This is a genomic window from Sphingomonas sp. Leaf38 (genome assembly GCF_001421825.1).
Taxonomy (GTDB): domain Bacteria; phylum Pseudomonadota; class Alphaproteobacteria; order Sphingomonadales; family Sphingomonadaceae; genus Sphingomonas.
The window spans coordinates 13,009-31,856 of sequence record NZ_LMLD01000012.1 but is presented as its reverse complement, the minus strand read 5'-3'; the positions used below and the strand labels follow the sequence as shown (position 1 = coordinate 31,856).

General features: G+C 66.0%; 16 protein-coding genes. 12 read left to right on the top strand and 4 right to left on the bottom strand.

What is annotated here, in order from left to right; all coding sequences use genetic code 11:
• Nucleotides 1–776: 776 nt before the first annotated feature.
• The 10 genes from ASE88_RS15670 (at nt 777) to rutA (ending at nt 12,770) form a co-directional block, all read left to right on the top strand.
• The gene (locus tag ASE88_RS15670) at nt 777–2,027 is read left to right on the top strand and encodes a lipoprotein-releasing ABC transporter permease subunit (protein WP_056479739.1); all 1,251 of its coding nucleotides are present in this window, start codon (nt 777–779) and stop codon (nt 2,025–2,027) included.
• The gene (locus ASE88_RS15665; protein WP_056479736.1) at nt 2,020–2,733 is read left to right on the top strand and encodes an ABC transporter ATP-binding protein; all 714 of its coding nucleotides are present in this window, start codon (nt 2,020–2,022) and stop codon (nt 2,731–2,733) included. The genes ASE88_RS15670 and ASE88_RS15665 overlap by 8 nt, the downstream gene beginning before the upstream one ends.
• Nucleotides 2,730–3,326 (top strand): GNAT family N-acetyltransferase, encoded by a 597-nt coding sequence (locus ASE88_RS15660; RefSeq protein ID WP_056479733.1) that lies wholly within the window; start codon nt 2,730–2,732, stop codon nt 3,324–3,326. Before ASE88_RS15665 ends, ASE88_RS15660 begins: the two co-directional genes overlap by 4 nt.
• On the top strand, nt 3,323–3,802 hold the full coding sequence (locus ASE88_RS15655; RefSeq protein WP_055880758.1) for a glutathione peroxidase: 480 nt from the start codon (nt 3,323–3,325) through the stop codon (nt 3,800–3,802). The genes ASE88_RS15660 and ASE88_RS15655 overlap by 4 nt, the downstream gene beginning before the upstream one ends.
• A gap of 516 nt (nt 3,803–4,318) precedes the next feature.
• Entirely contained in the window at nt 4,319–7,807 is a 3,489-nt protein-coding gene (gene dnaE, locus ASE88_RS15650) for a DNA polymerase III subunit alpha (RefSeq protein WP_056479730.1), read from the top strand.
• 18 nt (nt 7,808–7,825) lie between these two features.
• Nucleotides 7,826–9,418: a long-chain fatty acid--CoA ligase gene (locus tag ASE88_RS15645; RefSeq protein WP_056479727.1), complete on the top strand. Its 1,593-nt coding sequence runs from the start codon at nt 7,826–7,828 to the stop codon at nt 9,416–9,418.
• Nucleotides 9,419–9,692: 274 nt separating this feature from the next.
• Complete coding sequence (gene rutB / locus ASE88_RS15640) at nt 9,693–10,421, top strand: pyrimidine utilization protein B (protein ID WP_056479724.1); 729 nt, start codon at nt 9,693–9,695, stop codon at nt 10,419–10,421.
• A 100-nt stretch (nt 10,422–10,521) separates the two neighbouring features.
• Nucleotides 10,522–10,905 (top strand): pyrimidine utilization protein C, encoded by a 384-nt coding sequence (gene rutC, locus ASE88_RS15635; RefSeq protein ID WP_056417107.1) that lies wholly within the window; start codon nt 10,522–10,524, stop codon nt 10,903–10,905.
• The gene (gene rutD / locus ASE88_RS15630; RefSeq protein ID WP_056479722.1) at nt 10,905–11,693 is read left to right on the top strand and encodes a pyrimidine utilization protein D; all 789 of its coding nucleotides are present in this window, start codon (nt 10,905–10,907) and stop codon (nt 11,691–11,693) included. The genes rutC and rutD overlap by 1 nt, the downstream gene beginning before the upstream one ends.
• A gap of 9 nt (nt 11,694–11,702) precedes the next feature.
• Entirely contained in the window at nt 11,703–12,770 is a 1,068-nt protein-coding gene (gene rutA, locus ASE88_RS15625) for a pyrimidine utilization protein A (protein WP_056479719.1), read from the top strand.
• A gap of 362 nt (nt 12,771–13,132) precedes the next feature.
• Here the strand turns inward: rutA and ASE88_RS15620 are convergent, their stop codons facing one another.
• The 3 genes from ASE88_RS15620 to ASE88_RS15610 form a co-directional block, all read right to left on the bottom strand.
• Nucleotides 13,133–14,911: a cation:proton antiporter gene (locus ASE88_RS15620; RefSeq protein ID WP_056479716.1), complete on the bottom strand. Its 1,779-nt coding sequence runs from the start codon at nt 14,909–14,911 to the stop codon at nt 13,133–13,135.
• 41 nt (nt 14,912–14,952) lie between these two features.
• Nucleotides 14,953–15,492, bottom strand: coding sequence for a TIGR02594 family protein (locus ASE88_RS15615; protein WP_056479713.1), 540 nt, complete (start codon nt 15,490–15,492; stop codon nt 14,953–14,955).
• 143 nt (nt 15,493–15,635) lie between these two features.
• A complete protein-coding gene (locus ASE88_RS15610; protein WP_055880724.1) occupies nt 15,636–16,856 on the bottom strand; it encodes an NADP-dependent isocitrate dehydrogenase in 1,221 nt (406 codons plus the stop codon).
• Between the two features lie 164 nt (nt 16,857–17,020).
• Here ASE88_RS15610 and ASE88_RS15605 point away from each other — a divergent pair, with 164 nt between their 5' ends.
• Nucleotides 17,021–17,749, top strand: a complete 729-nt coding sequence (locus ASE88_RS15605) for a phosphatidylserine decarboxylase (protein ID WP_055880719.1) — start codon at nt 17,021–17,023, stop codon at nt 17,747–17,749.
• The gene (locus ASE88_RS15600; protein WP_055880716.1) at nt 17,749–18,606 is read left to right on the top strand and encodes a CDP-alcohol phosphatidyltransferase family protein; all 858 of its coding nucleotides are present in this window, start codon (nt 17,749–17,751) and stop codon (nt 18,604–18,606) included. The genes ASE88_RS15605 and ASE88_RS15600 overlap by 1 nt, the downstream gene beginning before the upstream one ends.
• Here ASE88_RS15600 and ASE88_RS15595 read toward each other — a convergent pair.
• A complete protein-coding gene (locus ASE88_RS15595; RefSeq protein WP_055880713.1) occupies nt 18,545–18,778 on the bottom strand; it encodes a hypothetical protein in 234 nt (77 codons plus the stop codon). The genes ASE88_RS15600 and ASE88_RS15595 overlap by 62 nt on opposite strands.
• Nucleotides 18,779–18,848: the final 70 nt, after the last annotated feature.

Here is an 18,848-nt window from a genome sequence, read left to right as displayed (position 1 = left end):
CCCGTGGCGCGACGGGTTCAGATCGCGTCCGCGATGGGACGGACATGGCCTCCGCCGGCACGTTGGCGTCGATGTGCGCCATCAGCGTCGCAACGATCACCTTCCCGTGACCGTGATGCTAGGGATCGACCGCGATATCGATGATGTGGAGGAACAGCGCTCCGTCTCCGCATGATGCGACCCATGCCGACCGTCCGGTCAATCCTCTCGCCACGACCACGTCGCGACAGCAGCTGCGGCGCGCATGTGCGCAAGGCGTGACCGCGACCTCGCTCTGCCGGCAGGCGCCCGCGACGTTTGCCGGCCAAGTATAGTGGCAGGTTTTATCTTCGGCGATGCGCAGACTCGCGCGACCAACGCTACGCTGGCGACATTCCAATAGGCATCATCAAGTTCAGCGGTTGCGAGAAACTTTACCGGACAAGCAAACGCCCGGACCGTTGCCGATCCGGGCGCCTGCGTGACGATCGCTCGTCAGCCCCCATTTTTGTGCTTCCGCTCTGCACCTTGGGTGCGGCGTAAAAGCAGTCCCCGAACCACGGCCGTTGCCTGTGTCTCAGCGAGGTTTTTGCTAGTTATGTCAGCGGGCTTTGTCACGGTATTTGCGAGAGTGCTGGCACGATTGGATAGGCCCTGTGGCGATTGCGCAACATACCAATCTAGCCATGCGGCAGGACGCAACCAATGGCAGCGCGTGACGCGGGCGCGGTTGCCTCGCGCGGGGCCGCGTCCTAGAGCCACTGGACTGTTTCCCTAACGATCGAACCCGGTTGCCCATGATCCTGTCCCGCTACGAACGGATGATAGCCCGCCGCTATCTGCTGCCGGGCAAGGGCGAGGCGTTCATCTTCCTCGTCGCCTCGATCAGCCTGGTCGCGGTGATGCTCGGCGTCGCCGCGCTCGTCATCGTGATGAGCGTGATGAACGGCTTCCGCGCCGAACTGTTCGACAAGATCGTCGGGCTCAATGGCCATGCGGTGGTGCAGGGAGTCGGCGGCAAGCTGCCCGACTGGCGCGAGATCGTCGCGCAGGCGCGTTCCACGCCGGGCGTGACCAGCGCGGTGCCGCTGATCGAACAGCCGCTCGCCGCCACCTATAACGGGCGTGCCGAGGCGGTGCTGGTGCGCGGCATGCGCGTCGACGACATCCGCCGCAATTCGACGATCCAGAACAAGATCGTGATGGGCTCGCTGTCCTCGATCACGCAAGGGTCCGGCCGGATCGCGATCGGCTCGCGGCTCGCCGAATCGCTCGGCGCGCAGGTCGGGTCGGACATCTCGCTGTTCAGTCCTCAAGGGCAGACCACGCCGTTCGGCACGGTGCCGCGGATCGTCAGCTACACCGTCGGCGCGATCTTCGAGATCGGCGTCTATGATTACGACAAGGCCTACATCATCATGCCGATCGAGGATGCGCAGACGCTGCTCCTGATGGGCGACGCCGCGGGCATGGTCGAGCTGAAGACGGTGAATGCGGACAAGGTCGGCGAAATCCTCAAGCCGCTCGCCGACAGGATCGGCGGCCGCGCGATCATCCAGGACTGGCGGACGATGAACGCGCAGCTGTTCGAGGCGCTCGCGGTCGAGCGGGTGGCGATGTTCACCGTGCTGTCGATCATCATTTTGGTCGCGGTGTTCAACATCCTGTCGTCGCTGATCATGCTGGTGCGCGCCAAGACGCGCGACATCGCGATCCTGCGGACGATGGGCGCGACGCGGGGCGGGCTGATGCGGATCTTCATCGTCGTCGGCACGACGATCGGCGCGCTCGGGACGCTCGCGGGTCTCGTGCTCGGCTTCATCTTCCTGTTCTACCGCCAGGGGGTGGTGAACTTCGTCCAGCTCGTCACCGGCCAGAACCTGTGGGATCCCTCGATCCGCTATCTGACCGAACTTCCGTCGAAGACCGACCCCGTCGAGATCGTCGTGATCGCGGCGATGGCGCTGATCTTCAGCTTCCTCGCGACGCTCTATCCGGCCTGGAAAGCGGCGAGTACCGACCCCGTGCAGGTGCTGCGTTATGAATAATGGCCTGAAGATCGACCGCCAGATCGAGCGCGACCATGGCTATGTCCTCCAGACGAGCGGGCTGACCAAGAGCTTCACGCAGGGTGGCGCGACGATCGACGTGCTGCGCGGCGTGGATCTCGCGATCGCACCGGGCGAGATCGTCGCGTTGCTCGGGCCGTCGGGGTCGGGCAAGTCGACGCTGTTGCAGGCGGTCGGGCTGCTCGAAGGTGGCTTCCAGGGATCTATCAAGATCGCGGGGACCGAGGCGTCGAAGCTCAACGCGCATGAGCGCACCGTCGTGCGCCGCGACAGCCTGGGCTTCGTGTACCAATTCCATCACCTGCTCCCAGATTTTAACGCGACCGAGAACGTCGTCCTGCCGCAGCTTGTCCACGGCGCCACGCGCGCCGAGGCGGATGCGCGGTCGGCGGAGTTGCTGACTCAGCTCGGCCTCGGCCACCGCCTGACGCACCGCCCGAGCCAGCTTTCGGGCGGCGAGCAGCAGCGCGTCGCGGTCGCCCGCGCGCTCGCCAACAAGCCCGCGCTGGTGCTGGCGGACGAGCCGACGGGCAATCTCGACGAGCATACCGCCGACATCGTCTTTGCCGAGTTCGTCCGGCTGGTGCGCGAACAGGGCACCGCGGCGGTCGTCGCGACTCACAATGAACGGCTCGCCGCGCGGATGGACCGCGTGCTGCGGCTGCACGAGGGACGGCTGGCATGAGCTGGGACGCGACGCCGACACTCGTCGGGCGTCACGTCACGCTCCGCCCGCTGGTCGCAGACGACAAGGACGCGTTGGTCGCCGCCGCGTCGGCGGACGATCTGTGGGACCTGTTCTACGCCAATGTCGCGATGATGAAGGCGCCCGATCGCTGGTTCGCCGCCGCGTTGCGCGAACAGGATTTCGGCCGCGCGCGGATCTTCGCGGTGGTCGCGGGCGACGCCGTGGTCGGCTCGACCCGCTTCATGCGGATGAACGCCGGCAACAAGCGGCTCGAGATCGGCGGCACCTTCTACGCCACCGCGGTACAGCGCACCGGCGTCAACACCGAGGCCAAGCTGATGCTGCTGACCCATGCGTTCGAGACGCTCGGCTGCGAATGCGTCCAGATCCGCACCGACAGCCTCAACAAGCGGTCGCAGGCCGCGATCGAGCGGCTCGGCGCGAAACGCGACGGCGTGCTGCGCGGGCATCAGGTGATGGCGGACGGCCGCTTGCGCGATACCGTCGTGTACAGCATCTTGGCGCACGAATGGCCGGGCGTGCGTCAGAACCTGACGTATCTGCTGAGCCGCCACGGGTGTGCTGCATGACCGCGATCACCGATTTCACCGTCAAGGCCGCCGACGGCACGCCCGCCTCGCTCGAGGCGTATCGCGGCAAGGTGCTGCTGATCGTCAACACCGCGTCGAAATGCGGGTTCACGCCGCAATATGAGGGGCTTGAGGCGCTCCACCGCGACTATGCCGAGCGCGGGTTCGAGGTGCTCGGCTTCCCGTGCAACCAGTTCGGCGGGCAGGAGCCGGGCGATGCGGCGGAGATCGCGAATTTCTGTTCGCTGACCTACGACGTGACGTTTCCGGTGTTCGCGAAGGTGGACGTCAACGGGGGGGATGCGGACCCGTTGTTCGAGCGGCTGAAGGCGGATGCGCCGGGCGTGCTGGGGTCGAAGGCGATCAAATGGAACTTTACCAAGTTCCTCGTCGATCGGGAGGGGAGGGTCGTCGATCGCTATGCGCCGACGACCAAGCCTGCGGATATTCGGGCGGATATCGAAAAGCTGCTCTAAAGCGGCTGCCACCACCGGCACATCGGCTACCACCCCGGCCCGTCCTACCACCCCGGCGAAGGCCGGGGCCCAAATGGAAAGGTCGCAGTAACGACGCGCAGGCCTTAGTTCGCAACGCCCCCCAATTGGGCCCCGGCCTTCGCCGGGGTGGTGGTGGTGGTGGTGGTGGTGGTGGGCAGCACCCTCACCAAAAGGGTGTTCCCCCGCGAAGGCGGGGGCCCAGACTGGACTCCCGCCTTCGCGGGAGAACAATGCTAACCGAAAACGCGAGCGCGCCCGTCTTGCGTGCCGGCGCCGTCCTCAACCCACACTCCCGTCATCCTGACGAAAGTCAGGATCCAGAGTCACGCAGTCCGCCGTCCGCGGCTCTGGATCCTGGGTCGAGCCCAGGATGACGGGGGCAGGGCGGACGACCCCCGCGCCCCCGGCAACCCCCGCCTCGGTTCGTCGCGTCGGCGCGTGCATCGCCCCCCAACGCGACTGGTCGAATCACGCTCGAGCGCCTACCTGCAATCGATGCATTCCGGTTACGTCCCGCTCCGCGTCTTCTCCTGCTACACCATGCTCGACGGCGCCATCGATCCGAAGGCGATTGCCAAGCAGGCGCGCGCGCTCGGCTTTCCCGCCGCGGCGCTGACCGATCGCAACGGGCTGTATGCCGCGATGGCCTATTCGGACGCCGCCAAGAAGGACGGCGTCCAGCCGATCATCGGCGTGATGCTCGGGGTGAGCCGCCCCGACATGCCCGACGGCGTCGCCACCCCGTTCGACTGGATCGCGCTCTATGCGCAGAACACGACCGGCTACGACAATCTGTGCGCGCTCGTCTCGATGGCGCATCTCGACCGCCCGATCGAGATGCCCGCTCATGTCGATTTCGCAGCGCTCGAGCGTCACACCGACGGGCTGATCGCGTTGACCGCGGGGGGCGAGGGCGGTCTCGCGCGGCTTTTCGCCGAAGGGCAGCCCAACCGTGCGCGCGCCTATCTCGACCGGCTGCAGGGGCTTTTCGGAGACCGCCTCTATATCGAGCTCTCGCGCCGCGGCGATGCGACCGAGATCGCCGCCGAGGCGGCGCTGATCGATATCGCCTATGAGCGCAACCTGCCGCTGGTCGCGACCAACCCGTGTTGCTTCACCGAAAGCGCGTTCGGCGACGCGCATGACGCCATGCTCTGCATCGCGCACTCGACCTATGTCGAGACCGAGGACCGCATCCGCAGCTGTCCAGAGGCCTGGATGAAGCCGGCCGCGGTAATGCACGAGATGTTCGCCGACCTGCCCGAGGCGATCGCCAACACGCTCGTCGTCGCCCAGCGCTGCGCGGTGATGGCGCCGTACCGCAAGCCGATCCTCCCCAGCCTCGCCGGCGATATCGAAGGCGAGGCCAAGCTGCTGCGCGACGACGCCGAGGCCGGTCTCGAAAAGCGTCTGGCGCGGATCACCGAGCTTCACGGGGAAGGCGAGGACGGCTGGCGCGAGGTGTATCGCAAGCGCCTCGCGTTCGAGGTCGACGTGATCGTCCAGATGGGGTTTCCCGGCTATTTCCTGATCGTCGCCGACTTCATCAAATGGGCGAAGGATCACGACATTCCGGTCGGCCCGGGCCGTGGCTCGGGCGCAGGCTCGGTCGTCGCCTGGGCGCTGACGATCACCGATCTCGATCCGATCAAGCTGGGGCTGCTGTTCGAGCGCTTCCTGAACCCGGAACGTGTGTCGATGCCCGACTTCGACATCGATTTCTGCGAAACCCGCCGCGTCGAGGTGATCCGCTACGTCCAGGAGAAATACGGCCGCGATCAGGTCGCGCAGATCATCACCTTCGGAAAGCTGAAGGCACGCGCGGTGCTCAAGGATACCGGCCGCGTGCTGCAGATGAGCTATGGCCAGATCGACCGGCTGGCAAAGCTCGTCCCCAACCACCCGACCGATCCCTGGACGCTCGAGCGCGCGCTGAACGGTGTCGGCGAGCTCGCCAAGGAATATGCCAACGACAATGGCGTGCGAAAGCTGCTCGATCTGGCGATGAAGCTGGAGGGGCTGCCGCGCCACTCGTCGACCCACGCGGCCGGCGTGGTGATCGGCGACCGGCCGCTCGCGCAGCTCGTGCCGCTCTACCGCGATCCGCGCTCGGACATGCCCGTCACGCAGTTCGACATGAAATATGTTGAGGGTGCGGGCCTCGTGAAGTTCGATTTTCTCGGGCTGAAGACGCTGTCGGTGCTGCAGAAGGGCGTGCAATTGCTCGCCAAGCGCGGCGTCAAGGTCGATCTCGACGCGCTCGAATGGGACGACGCCGGCGTCTACGCGCTGCTCCAGAAGGGCGACACGGTCGGCGTGTTCCAGCTCGAATCGGAGGGCATGCGCCGCACGCTGTCCGCGGTGCGACCGTCCAATTTCGGCGACATCATCGCGCTCGTGTCGCTGTACCGACCGGGCCCGATGGACAATATCCCGTCGTTCGGCAGGCGTAAGAACGGCACCGAGACGATCGAATATCCGCACCCTGCGCTCGAAACGATCCTGTCGGAGACCTACGGGATCTTCGTGTACCAGGAACAGGTCATGCAGGCCGCGCAGATCCTCGCGGGCTTCTCGCTCGGCGGCGCCGATCTGCTGCGCCGCGCGATGGGCAAGAAGATCAAGGCCGAGATGGACGCGCAGCGCGCGATCTTCGTCGAGGGCTGCGCCAAGGTGAACAATATCCCGAAGGCGAAGGCGAACGAACTGTTCGACTTGATCGACAAGTTCGCAGGGTACGGCTTCAACAAGAGCCACGCGGCCGCCTATGCGCTGCTCGCCTATCAGACCGCGTGGCTGAAGGCGCATTACCCGCACGAATTCTTCGCCGCCTCGATGTGCTACGATCTGCACCAGACCGACAAGCTGGCGATTTTCACCGACGACATGCGGCGTCTGGGGATCACGTCGCTGCCGCCGTGCATCAATGCGAGCCAGGCCGAGTTCGACGTCGAGGCGCATGAGGATGGGCTCGCCGTCCGCTATGCGCTCGGCGCGCTCAAGAGCGTCGGCGAAGGCGCGATGGAGAAGCTCGTCGTCGAGCGCGTCGAGAACGGTCCGTTCGCCGGGCTCGACCAGCTCGCCAAGCGCGTCGATCCGCGTCTGCTCAACAAGCGCCAGCTCGAGACGCTCGCGGCTGCGGGCGCGTTCGACTCGTTCGAGCCCAACCGCGCCGGCATCCACGCGACCGCCGAGACGATCCTCGCGATCGCCGCGCGCACGCACGAACAGAAGACCAGCGGGCAGGGCGGGCTGTTCGGCGATGCCGAACCCGCGGGCGATGCGATCAAGCTGCCGCCGTCGGTGCGCTGGACGCTCAGCCAGCGGATGGACCAGGAAAAGGAGGCGTTCGGCTTCTATTTCTCCGCGCACCCGGTCGATCGCCACCGCCACATCGCCAACAGCCACGGCGCGCGCGCCTATACTGCGCTGTCCGAACTCAACATCCCCGACGACGGCAGCCGCGCGGGCGCGACGATGGCGGTGCTGGTCGAGGACGCGCGCTACCGCACCTCCGCGCGCGGCAAGCGGTTCATGATGGCGCAGTGCTCGGACGCCAGCGGCCAGTTCATGGCGACGTGCTTCGACGAGCAGGTCTCGAAGGATCTCGAGGAAGCCGCCAAGGCCGGCGGATGCGGGCTCATCACCGTTGAGCTCGATCGCAAGCCCGGCGAGGACACGCCGCGCGTCAGCATCAAGCGCATCCAGCCGTTCGAGGGGCTCGCCAACCTCGCGCGATTCCAGGTGGTGGTGACGATCTCGGACATGGCCGCGTTCGCCGGGCTCGCATCGTTGCTCGCCGACCATCGCGGTGCGCGCGGCGAGGTTCGCGTGAAGGCGCAACTGCCCGATGGCGAGCTGTGCGTGCTGCTCGGCCGCGACTTCCTGCTCGACGGCGAACTTGCGGAGCACATCGAGTCGTTGCACGGTGTGACCAAGGTAGAGCTAAAGACCTCTGAAACGAGGCTCGCTCTGGTCGGATAACTGCTTGGGAGAGCGTGAATGCGTGGTGGAATGCAGGATTTCGAGCTTCGAGTCCCCCGGCTGATCGACCACGCCGCCCGCGAACACGGCCATCGGGAACTCGTCAGCTACTGGGCCGACGGCCGCGAGACCCGCACGAACTGGTCCGGTGTATCGCGCGACGCCCGCAAGCTCGCGCAGGCGCTCGAAAAGCTCGGCGTCGCGGCCGGTGACCGCGTCGCGACGCTGGCGATGAACCACGCGCATCACCTCGTCGCCTGGTACGGCACGATCGGGATGGGCGGCGTGATCCACACGATCAACCCGCGCCTGTTCGACGAACAGCTCGTGTACATCGCCAACCACGCTGAAGACCGCGTGATGCTCTACGACAAGGCGTTCCAGCCACTCGTCGACCGTCTGCGCAGCCAGTGGACCAGCGTCCGGCATTATATCTGCTTCGACGACCTCGGTCCCGACGGTTTCCAGGCGCTGCTCGACGCCGAGGATGGCGATTACGACTGGGTCGAAGGGCCGGAGCGCGATCCGTGCATGCTCTGCTACACCAGCGGCACCACGGGTAATCCCAAGGGCGTGCTCTACACGCACCGCTCGACGATGATCCACGCGATGGCCGAGGTCGCGCCCTGGGTGTTCGATCTGTCCCCCAATGCCGTGGTGTTGCCGGTCGTGCCGATGTTCCACGCCGCTGCCTGGGGGCTGCCGTTCGCCTGCGCGCTGTCGGGGGCGAAGGTGGTCTATTCCGCGGTCAACGATCCCACGGTGCTGTGCCGGCTGATGAACGACGAGAAGGTGACGCACTCCGCCGGCGTGCCGACCGTGTGGCTTGCGATGTTCGGCCATATGGACGCGACCGGCGATGCGCCGCGCCATCTGAAGCAGGTGACGATCGGCGGATCGGCGGCGCCGCGCGCGATGATCGACCGGATCATGCGAATGGGCGCCACCGTGAAGCATCTCTGGGGCATGACCGAGACCTCGCCGATCGGCACCGCAGGCTTCGCGCCGCCGCACTGGGACGACATGACGCACGACGAGAAGCTCGATCTCGTCGGCAAGCAGGGCAGCGTGCCCTTCGGGATCGAACTGCGCATCGTCGACGACGAGGGGAAGGTCCTCCCGCGCGACGGCTCGATCGCGGGCAAGCTCCAGGTCCGCGGGCCGTGGGTGGTCCAGCGCTATTTCGGCGCGGACGCGGATGCGGTCGACGCGGACGGCTGGTTCGACACCGGCGACGTCGCGATGCTCCACACCGACGGCACGATGCAGATCACCGATCGCTCGAAGGACGTCATCAAGTCCGGCGGCGAATGGATCAGTTCGGTCGATCTCGAAAACGCTGCGGTCGGCTGTCCCGGCGTCGCGGAAGCGGCGGCGATCGGCGTGTATCATCCCAAATGGGACGAACGCCCGCTGCTGATCGTGGTGCGCAAACCCGGCGGCGACGTCGGCGATCAGGCGATCCTCGATCACCTGTCGAAGCACGTCGCCAAATGGTGGCTCCCCGACGCGATCGTCTTCGTCGATGAGCTGCCGCACACCGCGACGGGGAAGCTGCTCAAAACGGCGTTGCGCGACCGCTTCAAGGATTTCGCGCTGGCGGCGGCGTAAGGCGGCGGCGTTCGACTGACTCGCCGCGCCACTGACGTTTGAGACACCGAAGTCGGCCACAGCAACGTCCGTCATCCCAGCGCAAGCTGGGATCTCCCGGTTCGGGTCTCGGCGCACACCACGCAGAGATCCCAGCGTTCGCTGGGATGACGGATCGGGCGAAGCGGCGGACGGGAGAGGTTGGTCAATACGCCGAAGGGAGGCACCACGGCGTACTAACCCGCCCCAACATTTCGCACTTGCACAATGCCTACGATCCAGCGAGCTTGTCACAATGACAGTCGGCCCCCCGATCCTGCGTACCGGCGCGAACGAGGCGAATGCCGTCACGCTGCCCGCGCGGCCGGAGGCGCTGCGTCTCGATCCCGCCGAAACCGCGGTGATCGTCATCGACATGCAGAACGCCTATGCGTCGCCCGGCGGTTATGTCGACACCGCCGGCTTCGACATCGCCGGATCGGCCGCCACGATCGCGCAGATCATTAAGGTCCTCGCCACCGCGCGCGCCGCGGCGATGCCAGTGGTCTTCCTCCAGAACGGCTGGGACGCGGACTATGTCGAGGCGGGCGGTCCCGGCTCGCCGAACTGGCACAAGTCCAATGCGCTCAAGACGATGCGCGCGCGTCCCGAGCTGCACGGCCGCTTCCTCGCGCGCGGCGGGTGGGATTACGAGATCGTCGACGCGCTGAAACCCCAGCCGGGCGACATCCGCGTTCACAAGACGCGCTATTCGGCGTTCTTCAATTCGCAGCTCGACAGCATCCTGCGGTCGCGCGGCGTCCGCAACCTCGTCTTCGTCGGCATCGCCACCAATGTCTGCGTCGAGAGCACGCTGCGCGACGGCTTCCACCTCGAATATTTCGGGGTGATGCTGGAGGATGCGACGCATCACCTCGGGCCGCCCGAGATGCAGGCCGCCACCGTCTACAATGTCGAGAAATTCTTCGGCTGGGTCAGCACCGTCGGCGATTTCTGCGGTTCGTTCGGGCAGTTGCCCGGATGACGTATCAAGAATACCCGTTCGTGCTGAGCGAAGTCGAAGCACCGCCACCCCCCATGCCCTTCGACTTCGCTCAGGGCGAACGGAGGTAGAGGAGCCGATCATGCCGTTCGACGCCATCAACCCGCCGCAGTTCCCGACCCCGATCGCACCCTATTCGGCGGCGGCGAAGGCCGGCAACACGGTGTACGTCTCGGGGGTGCTGGCGCTGGGCGAGGGGGGCATCGTGTTGCATGTCGGCGACGCCGCGGCGCAGACCCGCGCGGTGCTGGAGACGATCAAGACCACGCTCGAGGCCGCGGGCGCGACGATGGCGGATATCGCCTTCAACCATATCTTCCTGAAAGACCTCGCCGACTATGCCGCGTTCAACACGGTGTATGCGGAGTATTTCCCCGGCCCCAAGCCCGCGCGCTACTGCATCAAGACCGAGCTGGTGAAACCCGACTGCCTTGTCGAGATCGCCAGCATCGCCCACCTCGCCTGATGCCCGACGCAGGCGGCATCCACTGGGAGTCGCACGGCCAGCCGGACGGGCCGGCGATCCTGTTATCGAGCGGTCTTGGCGGATCGGGCAGCTATTGGCAGACCAATCTCGCCGCGCTCGGCGCCCGCCACCGCGTCATCACCTATGATCACCGCGGCACCGGTCGCTCCGATCGCCAAGTCGCGGGCGATCTCACCGTGGAGGCGATGGCCGCGGACGTCGTCGCGCTGATGGATGCGATCGGGCTCGATCGCTGCACCTTTATCGGCCACGCGCTCGGCGGGCATATCGGGCTCGCGCTCGCGCTCGTCGCACCCACTCGGCTCGACCGGCTCGTCGTGATCAACGGCTGGGCCAAGCTCGACCTCCACACCGCGCGCTGTTTCGACACGCGGCTCGCGCTGCTGCGCAACAGCGGTCCGCGCGCCTATCTCCACGCGCAGCCGCTGTTCCTCTACCCGCCGCAATGGATCGCCGATCACCACGACGCGCTCCAGGACGAGGAGGAGGCGCTGCTCGCGCACTTCCCCGGCGCGGACATGATCGAGCGTCGTGTCGCGGCGGTGCGGCGCTTCAACATCGCCGGCCGCCTCGACGAGATCCGCGTGCCGACTCTGCTGGTCGCGTCTGACGACGACATGCTGGTGCCGCCGTCCGCCTCCGAAAAGCTCGCCGCGGGCATACCCGGCGCGCTGCTCGCGCGGATGGCGGTCGGCGCGCACGCCTGCAACGTGACGCGGGCGGCGCATTTCAACATGTGGCTGCTCGACTGGCTCGACGGCGAATAGGAGCGGCATATGCAGGTCGGCGTCTTCGTTCCCATCAACAACAATGGCTGGCTGATCAGCGAGACTGCGCCGCAGTACAAACCGAGCTTCGATCTCAACAAGGCGATCGCGCAGGCGGCCGAGAAGCATGGCCTCGATTTCCTGCTGTCGATGATCAAGCTGCGCGGCTTTGGCGGCAAGACCGAGTTCTGGGACTACGGGCTGGAGAGCTTCACGCTGATGGCCGGGCTTGCCGCGGTCACCGAGCGGATCAAGATCTTCGCGACCTGCCCGACGCTGCTGATTCCGCCCGCGTATGCCGCGCGGATGTGCAACACGATCGATTCGATCAGCCATGGCCGGTTCGGGCTGAACCTCATCACCGGCTGGCAGCCGCCCGAATATACGCAGATGGGGATGTGGCCCGGCGACGAACATTTCCGCAACCGCTACGCGATGCTCGACGAATATGCGCACATCCTACGCGAGCTGTGGGACGAGGGGACGTCCGACTTCAAGGGCGACTATTACCAGATGACCGACTGCCGCGTCTGGCCCAGGCCGACCGGCGACATGAAGATCATCTGCGCGGGATCGTCCGACGACGGCCTCGCCTTCTCCGCCAAATGGGCGGACTATGCGTTCTGCCTGGGGAAGGGCGTCAACACGCCCACCGCGTTCGCGGTCAACAACGAACGCCTCGCGGTCGCGACCGCGAAGACCGGGCGCGACGTGCAGGTCTTCGTCCTGATCATGATCATCGCCGCCGAAACCGACGACGAAGCGATGGCCAAATGGCAGCATTACAACGCTGGCGTCGATGTCGAGGCGATCGCGTGGCTGATGGATCAGGGCGCGAAGGATACGCACAATAAGGACACCAACGTCCGCCAGCTCGCGGCCCCCGAGGGCGCGGTGAACATCAACATGGGCACGTTGGTCGGCTCGTACGAAAGCGTCGCGCGGATGCTCGACGAGATGGCCGCGGTGCCGAACACCGGGGGTGTGTTGCTGACCTTCGACGATTTTCTGGAGGGGGTGGAGGCGTTTGGGACGCGGATCCAGCCGCTGATGACGAGCCGGGTGAGTGTAGCCTGAGGCTGCACGCGCCTGCACCAGAGCCGCGCGTTGCCCATCGCCAGCGTCTCTCCTGCTAAAAGTGGATGGCAGGGGCGGGGGAAGAGCGAGCGGTTGAACGAGCGCCATCCATGCACCACCCCGGCGAAGGCCGGGGCCCAATTGGGGGACGGTGATAACGATGCGTAGCTGTCCGTTACTGCGACCTCTCCACTTTGGCCCCGGCCTTCGCCGGGGTGGTGAATAGCGTGGCGTGACTGCACCCGGAACGTCGTCCGTCGCGCGCGCTTGCGCCCCACGCAACCCTGTTTCCCCGCGAAGGCGGGGACCCAGACTGGACTCGCGCCTTCGCGGGAGAACAATCAGCGCGATGACCGGAGGCGCTAAGCCGAGCGCGGCGTACGCTTGGCCTTCCGGATGCGCGGCTCGACCAGCATGTCTGCCGCCTTCTTGATTTCCTGCCGAAGCTCGTCGCGCTTCTCGTGGATCGACGCGATCACCGGGCCCATTGCCACGCCGAGATCGACCAGCACCGCCTCGGCCAGCTGGAGCGAACTCTCCAGCGTCTCGGGCACCGCATCGGTCACGCCGGCGCGGTAGAGCTCGGCAGCATGTGCGGTATCGCGGGCGCGCGCGACGATCGGCAGGTCCGGCGCCAACGCGCGCACCCGCCGCGCGAGCCGTACCGTCAGCACCGGGTCGTCCATCGTCAGAATCAGCGCCTTGGCGGTGTGCAGCTTCAGTCGATCGACCAGCTCCGCGCGCGAGACGTCGCCGAACAGCACCGGGTGCCCTTGCCGCCGCGCGGCTTCGACCGAGTCGATGTCCGCCTCGACCGCAACATATTTCTGCCCGTGGATCGCGAGCATGTCCGCCACCATCCGCCCGACCCGGCCAAAGCCGATCACGACCGTGCCCGGCCCCTCGTCGTCAATCTCGATATCGCCCGGATCGGCTACCGACCGGCTCTCCAGGTGACGCGAGACGGTGCGGCCGAGCTTGGCGAGCAACGGGGTGATCGTCAGCCCGATCGCGGTGACGGTCTGCCAGAACGACGCGGTCGACGGCAGGATCAGCTGCGCCTGCGCGGCGGTGGCGAGCACGATCAGCGTCGTCTCGGACGGGCTGCCCATCAGCAGGCCGGTCTCGGCCGCCACGCCGCGCCGCGAATTGGCCACGCGCAGGAACAGGAACGTCACGATCGCCTTGACCGCGACGACGCCCGTCACCGCGAGCAGCAGCGACGGCCAGTTCTGCGCGATCAGCCGCAGGTCGAGGCTCATGCCGACCGAGATCAGGAACACGCCGAGCGCGAGGCCCTTGAACGGCGCGGTGATGACCTCGACCTCGCTGTGATATTCGGTCTCGGCGATCAGCAGGCCTGCGAGCAGCGCGCCGACGATCGGCGACAGCCCGGCGGCGGTGGTCGCGACGCTGGCGACGATGACGACCAGCAGCGACGCCGCAAGGAACAGCTCGGGGCTCTTGGTCCGCGCGGCCTGGCCGAACAGCCGCGGCAGGACGACACGTCCGCCGACATACATCGCGACCACCGTCAGGCCCCCGCGCAACGCCACCCCGGCGATGTCCGCCCAGCCATCGGCGCTCGCGGTCGGCGCGAGCGCACCGAGCACGAAGATGATCGGGACGAGCGCCAGATCCTCGAACAGCAGCATCGCAAACGCGCCGCGGCCGACCGCGCCGGTGGTGCCGACGAGCGGCAGGACCAGCGCGGTGGACGAGAGCGCGAGCGCGAAGCCCAGCCCGATCGCGCCGGCCCATCCCTGGCCGATAAAGTGGAGCGCGACGCCGATGATCAGCGCGGAGCCGATCAGCTCGGCCGCGCCGGTACCGAACACCAGCCGCTTCATCGACCATAGCCGCTTGAAGGAAAGTTCGAGCCCGATCGAAAAGAGCAGCAGGATGATCCCGAACTCGGCGAACGGCTCGATCGATTCGGGGTTCGAGATAGTGAGGTAATACAGCCACGGCGCGACGCCGGTGAGGGCTCCGAGCCCGGCGGGACCGACCAGCAATCCGACCAGGATGAACCCGATGACCGGGCTCACCCTGAATCGGGCAAATGCGGGGATCACCAGCCCGGCAGCGCCGAGAATGACGAGCGCATCGCTGAAACCGTGATTGTCGAGCCTGAGTGCCATCCGCCTACCCTAGGGGCAGGGCGGTGCGGTTAGAAGCCGCATCAGTCCTCCTTGGTGGAAAGACCGCCTTTCGCCGCGAGCACATAGGGCTTCACGCTCTCGGGCTTGTTCATATAGGGGGTCCGCCGCGCGGCCTTGAGCCGATCCTTGCCGAAGCGGTCGAAGCACACCTGATCGCTCTGGTTGCCCCCGATCACGTGATAGGCGTCGGAATCCTCGCCCACATACAGCGCGACATGGCCGCCGCCCGGCCGGATGAAGGTCAGCACGTCGCCCAGCGCCGGCTGTCCCGCGGGTTCGCCAAACTTGCCCCAGTTCAACGCCCAGAGCGGATCGACCGGGGGCGTCTTGCCGGCGCGCTTGGCGACGATCGCCATGAACAGCCCGCACCAGGGAATCGAATCGGCGGTGAACACGTCTTCGACCTTGCCGCCGAGTTCGTCGGCCCAGCCGAGGATCGTCGGGTTGTTAACGGCACCGGGTTTTTCGAGGACGCCGACCAGCTTGCGCGCCTCGGTCACCACGCGCGGCAAGGTGCCGACGGTATCGAGCCAAATATAGTTCTTTGACGTGATAGGCATCTGCTGTCTCCGGATCGTCGCCAAACGCAAAAACCCGGAGCGTCTGGGACGCCCCGGGTGATGTATTGGTTGGGTAGTCGGAGAAGTACAGGCCGATCGCGTCGGAAACGATCGCGATCGGCCTGTCTATAGTCGGGCTATAGTTATGCCCAGTTGGCCATTTCGGTTTCAAGGTTCGCGCGGACCTGCTCGAAGAACTGCTCGGTCGTCATCCAGGGCTGGTCGGGGCCGATCAGGATCGCGAGATCCTTGGTCATGTGGCCGTTCTCGACGGTCTGGACGCAGACGCGCTCGAGCGTCTCGGCGAACTTCGTGACGTCGGGCGTATCGTCGAACTTGCCGCGATACTTCAGGCCACCGGTCCATGCGAAGATCGACGCGATCGGGTTGGTCGAGGTTGCCTTGCCCTGCTCGTGCATGCGGAAGTGACGCGTGACCGTGCCATGCGCGGCTTCGGCCTCGACGGTCTTGCCGTCCGGGGTCAGCAGGATCGAGGTCATCAAACCCAGCGACCCGAACCCTTGCGCGACCTGGTCCGACTGGACGTCGCCGTCATAGTTCTTGCAGGCCCAGACGAACTCGCCGTTCCACTTGAGTGCAGAGGCCACCATGTCGTCGATCAGGCGGTGCTCGTAGACGATGCCCGCTTCCTTGAACTTGTCCTTGAACTCGGCCTCGAACACTTCGGCGAACAGATCCTTGAAGCGGCCGTCATAGGCCTTGAGGATCGTGTTCTTGGTCGACAGGTACACCGGCCACTTCAGGTTCAGGCCGTAATGCATCGAGGCGCGCGCGAAATCGCGGATCGAGTCGTCGAGATTGTACATCGCCATCGCGACGCCTGCGGACGGGAACTGGAACACCTCGCGGTCGATCGTCGCGCCGTCATCGCCTTCGAAAACGAGACGCAGCTTGCCGGGGCCGGGGACGAGGAAATCGGTCGCGCGATACTGGTCGCCGAACGCGTGACGGCCGACGACGATCGGGTGAGTCCAGCCCGGGATCAGGCGCGGGACGTTCTTGATGACGATCGGCTCGCGGAAGATCGTGCCGCCCAGGATGTTGCGGATCGTGCCGTTCGGCGACTTCCACATCTTCTTCAGGCCGAATTCGGTCACGCGCTGCTCGTCGGGCGTGATCGTCGCGCACTTGACCGCGACGCCGTGCTTCTGCGTGGCGAGCGCGCTGTCGATCGTGACCTGGTCGTCGGTGGCGTCGCGATGCTCGACGCCGAGATCGTAATAATCGAGCTGGATGTCGAGATACGGCTTGATCAGGCGCTCACGGATCCATTCCCAAATGATCCGCGTCATCTCGTCGCCGTCGATCTCAACGATCGGATTCTTAACCTTGATCTTCGCCATGTGCGCGTCCTTCGGGGAGGGGTTTGGGGAGCGTCTAGGGGAGCGCGCCGCGTCGATCAACCGTTGGGCACCCCCCGAGGCAAGCATTGCGCAACCGTTGGCCCTGTCAGGAAAAGCCGGTTCATCGTTGTATCGCGCGTCGTGCACGGATAGACCCGCGCGTTATGGCATCGCTCGACAAGCCGCCCGTCACGACCTCCACGGTCAAATGGCGATTTCCCGCAGTCCATCCGGAAGGCCACAAATACGTCGCGATCGCGACCGGCATCACGCTGCTGCTGACGATCGTCAGCCACGTGCTGTTCTGGCCGATGGTCGGCGTGGTGATCTGGGTCGCGACGTTTTTCCGCGATCCGGTCCGCACCACGCCGCAGGGCGAGGGGCTGGTCGTCGCACCGGCGGACGGGCTGATCACGATGATCCAGCGCGTTCCCATCCCGCGCGAACTCGCCGGCGAGAATGGTCTGGGTGACGCGCCGCTGGTCCGCGTCTCGATCTTCATGTCGGTGTTCGACGTGCACATCAACCGCACCCCGATCGCGGGGACGATCCGTCAGGTGGTCTATATCTCGGGCAAGTTCCTCAACGCCGATCTCGACAAGGCGAGCGAAGAAAATGAGCGCCAGCATTTCGTGGTCGAGGACCGCAGCGGAATGCGGATCGGCTTCACGCAGATCGCCGGCCTCGTCGCGCGCCGTATCCTCGGCTTCGTGAAGGCGGGTGACATGGTCGCAGCCGGGCAGCGGATCGGCCTGATCCGGTTCGGCAGCCGTGTCGACGTGTATCTGCCCGACCATGTCGTGCCGCAAGTGTGCCTTGGTCAGCGCAGCATCGCGGGCGAGACCATTCTCGGTCGCGTCGGTGGCGTGCCTGTCGGGGGTATCGCGCAGTGATGGACCGCAACGACATTGACGACGGCTCGACCGATTCGATCGAAGGACGCGGGCGTGGCCGCTTCGGCCGCACGCGCCGTGCGCCGCGTGGGCTTCCGTTGCGCGCGGTGGCGCCGAATGCGGTAACCGCGCTCGCGCTCTGCTCGGGTCTCAGCGGCGTGCGATTCGCGATCGGAGGGCAGTGGGAAAGCGCGGTTGCGATGATCATGGTCGCGGGCGTGCTCGACGGCCTCGACGGCCGGATCGCGCGGATGCTTCATGGCGAGAGCCGGTTCGGTGCCGAGCTCGATTCGCTGTCGGACGCAATCTCGTTCGGCGTCGCGCCGGCTTTGATCGTCTATCTCTGGTCGCTCGCAGCGCTGCCGCGGGTGGGCTGGATCTGCGCGCTGATCTTCGCGGTATTCTGCGCGCTGCGCCTCGCGCGGTTCAACGCGAAGATCGACGAGAGCCACCAGCCGCATAAATCGGCCGGGTTCCTGACCGGCGTGCCCGCGCCCGCGGGTGCCGGCCTTGCACTGATGCCGATGTTCTTCTGGTTCTGGACCGACGAGGCGCGCTTCGCATCGCCCTATTTCGTCGCGCCGTGGGTCGCGTTCATCGCGTTGCTGATGGTGTCGAGCGTCGCGACCTATTCCTGGGGCTCGCTCAAGCTCCGCAGCAACGTGCGGTTCGAGGCACTCGCGCTCGTCGTCCTGCTCGGTGCCGCGATGGTGAGCGCGCCGTGGCATACGCTCAGCATCATCTGCGTCCTGTACCTGATCTCAATGCCGTTCAGCATCGCCAGCTATGCCAAGATCAGGCGGCAGCGTTCCAGCGGCGCGCGGACGACGGAGCCTTCGTCGACGCCCAGCGCCTGACGGCGATCCGGCGCTCGGCGACAGCAAGCGTCCGGAGCGGCTGGAAGGCGGGTTCGACATTGCCCAGCGCGAGCCGGACAATGCGATCCCATTGCGGCGCGATCGACGATACGATCATCATGCCTGCGACCGCGAATGCACCTGCAAAAACCATGAAGCTCAGAACCAACATCACGTCCGCCTTCCTATGAGTTGCGAACAAATTCCTAATATCCGCAAACACTTGGTCAGAAACATCGTTC

Excerpts from the sequence above, each read along its gene's own strand:
- ASE88_RS15670 (WP_056479739.1), top strand. The coding sequence starts at position 777 with ATGATCCTGTCCCGCTACGAACGGATGATAGCCCGCCGCTATCTGCTG.
- ASE88_RS15665 (WP_056479736.1), top strand. The coding sequence starts at position 2,020 with ATGAATAATGGCCTGAAGATCGACCGCCAGATCGAGCGCGACCATGGC.
- ASE88_RS15660 (WP_056479733.1), top strand. The coding sequence starts at position 2,730 with ATGAGCTGGGACGCGACGCCGACACTCGTCGGGCGTCACGTCACGCTC.
- ASE88_RS15655 (WP_055880758.1), top strand. The coding sequence starts at position 3,323 with ATGACCGCGATCACCGATTTCACCGTCAAGGCCGCCGACGGCACGCCC.
- dnaE (WP_056479730.1), top strand. The coding sequence starts at position 4,319 with ATGCATTCCGGTTACGTCCCGCTCCGCGTCTTCTCCTGCTACACCATG.
- ASE88_RS15645 (WP_056479727.1), top strand. The coding sequence starts at position 7,826 with ATGCGTGGTGGAATGCAGGATTTCGAGCTTCGAGTCCCCCGGCTGATC.
- rutB (WP_056479724.1), top strand. The coding sequence starts at position 9,693 with ATGACAGTCGGCCCCCCGATCCTGCGTACCGGCGCGAACGAGGCGAAT.
- rutC (WP_056417107.1), top strand. The coding sequence starts at position 10,522 with ATGCCGTTCGACGCCATCAACCCGCCGCAGTTCCCGACCCCGATCGCA.
- rutD (WP_056479722.1), top strand. The coding sequence starts at position 10,905 with ATGCCCGACGCAGGCGGCATCCACTGGGAGTCGCACGGCCAGCCGGAC.
- rutA (WP_056479719.1), top strand. The coding sequence starts at position 11,703 with ATGCAGGTCGGCGTCTTCGTTCCCATCAACAACAATGGCTGGCTGATC.
- ASE88_RS15620 (WP_056479716.1), bottom strand. The coding sequence starts at position 14,911 with ATGGCACTCAGGCTCGACAATCACGGTTTCAGCGATGCGCTCGTCATT.
- ASE88_RS15615 (WP_056479713.1), bottom strand. The coding sequence starts at position 15,492 with ATGCCTATCACGTCAAAGAACTATATTTGGCTCGATACCGTCGGCACC.
- ASE88_RS15610 (WP_055880724.1), bottom strand. The coding sequence starts at position 16,856 with ATGGCGAAGATCAAGGTTAAGAATCCGATCGTTGAGATCGACGGCGAC.
- ASE88_RS15605 (WP_055880719.1), top strand. The coding sequence starts at position 17,021 with ATGGCATCGCTCGACAAGCCGCCCGTCACGACCTCCACGGTCAAATGG.
- ASE88_RS15600 (WP_055880716.1), top strand. The coding sequence starts at position 17,749 with ATGGACCGCAACGACATTGACGACGGCTCGACCGATTCGATCGAAGGA.
- ASE88_RS15595 (WP_055880713.1), bottom strand. The coding sequence starts at position 18,778 with ATGTTGGTTCTGAGCTTCATGGTTTTTGCAGGTGCATTCGCGGTCGCA.